We start from the raw sequence: 1,595 nt of genomic DNA on the forward strand, positions 1-1,595 counted from the left end.
ACGGGGGGAGGCCAGGTGGGGGCTGATGCCATAGGACAAGAGAATTCTTCAGGAAAAGGAAGTGCTTCAGTGCTTCCTTTTTGGTATGTCATGTTGTATTGCAAAATAGTAATGTGTCTACTCATTTATTAGCAGCAAAACGAAAAACATAATTGACTCGTGCGAAAAAATGTGTGACCGTGATGATTATTCGTGCGAAAAAATGTATCTTTGTAGCAAATACTCGTGCAAATAAATGTAGATATGAAGAGAAAAATCTTATCAAAGCTCATTGAATGGAAAAACAAGAAAAACCGTAAACCATTGATTGTCAACGGAGCAAGACAAGTGGGCAAAACATATATCTTAAAAGAGTTCGGTTCACATTACTACGAGAAAATGGCGTATGTCAATTGTGACAAGAACAAAACGCTGGACAAGATATTTTCTCAGGACTATAACATCAGCAGAATATTGCTCTCTCTTTCAGCCATTCTGCATGTGAATATTGAACCGGAGAACACTCTTATCATTTTCGACGAGATACAAGAGAATCCGACGGTTCTAAATTCTTTGAAATATTTTTGTGAGGATGCATCCCAATATCATGTAGCTGTGGCTGGTTCGCTACTCGGAATTTCGCTTCACCGTGACACATCGTTCCCAGTAGGTAAGGTTGACATGATAAAGATGTATCCTATGACTTTCGATGAGTTTCTCATGGCTATAGACGAACAGCCTTTGGTGGATGTTCTAGCCTCAAAGGATTTCTCCATTATCGATTCTTTGTCGGTTCGTTTGATTGATTGTCTGCGTCAGTATTATTATGTAGGAGGGATGCCGGCTGCTGTGGCAGAATTTGCCTTGACAAAGAATCTTGAGGAAGTGCGTAACATCCAGAAGCAAATTCTGTTCGATTACCGTAGAGACTTCTCCAAGCATGCACCAATTCAAGAAGTGCCCCGCATCAATATGGTATGGGACTCCATACCTGCGCAACTCGCCAAGGAGAACAAAAAATTCATATTTGGAGTTTTAAAGAAAGGGGCAAGAGCCTCTGAGTTCGAAATAGCCATACAGTGGCTCTTGGATGCGGGGCTAATATATCAAATCAACAGAATTACTACACCTTCGATTCCTTTGAAGTTTTATGAGGAAATGTCCGTATTCAAGCTATTTGTACTTGACATAGGATTAATGGGGGCAATGTCAGACGCTCCTGCTGAAAGTATCATTGTGGCTGACACCCTGTTCAAGGAATACAAAGGTGCATTTACCGAACTGTTTGTATTGACACAGTTGATGACAGAGGACTTGTCTATATATTATTATAGCAGCAATGATTCGAGGGTTGAAATCGATTTTGTGGTACAAAAAGGTGCTGTTGTTGTTCCGATTGAAGTTAAGGCTGAAGTGAACGTGCATGCCAAATCCTTGAGAACATTCATAGGCAAACACCCTGAACTAAAAGGTCTGCGCCTTTCCATGATGCCATACCAGAATCAGGAATGGATGGAGAACAGACCTCTGTATGCAGTCGGCAATTGGGTATAGATATATAGTGGGTACCGCGAATTACCCCACCACTTAGCCTCCCCCGAAGGATAACCCATCCT

General features: G+C 41.4%; 1 protein-coding gene. It reads left to right on the forward strand.

The genetic code is table 11. The annotated features are described in order from the left end of the window. Positions 1-243 precede the first annotated feature (243 nt). Complete coding sequence (locus QVO99_RS04985; RefSeq protein ID WP_022316501.1) at positions 244-1,533, forward strand: ATP-binding protein; 1,290 nt, start codon at positions 244-246, stop codon at positions 1,531-1,533. The last annotated feature ends 62 nt before the right edge of the window (positions 1,534-1,595 follow it).

Origin of the sequence: Prevotella sp. CAG:592, from assembly GCF_000436015.1 — a bacterium.
In the GTDB taxonomy this organism is placed as follows: domain Bacteria; phylum Bacteroidota; class Bacteroidia; order Bacteroidales; family Bacteroidaceae; genus Prevotella; species Prevotella pectinovora.

Bases quoted from the DNA above. Each gene is read 5' to 3' on its own strand.
- QVO99_RS04985 (WP_022316501.1), top strand. From the start codon at position 244: ATGAAGAGAAAAATCTTATCAAAGCTCATTGAATGGAAAAACAAGAAA.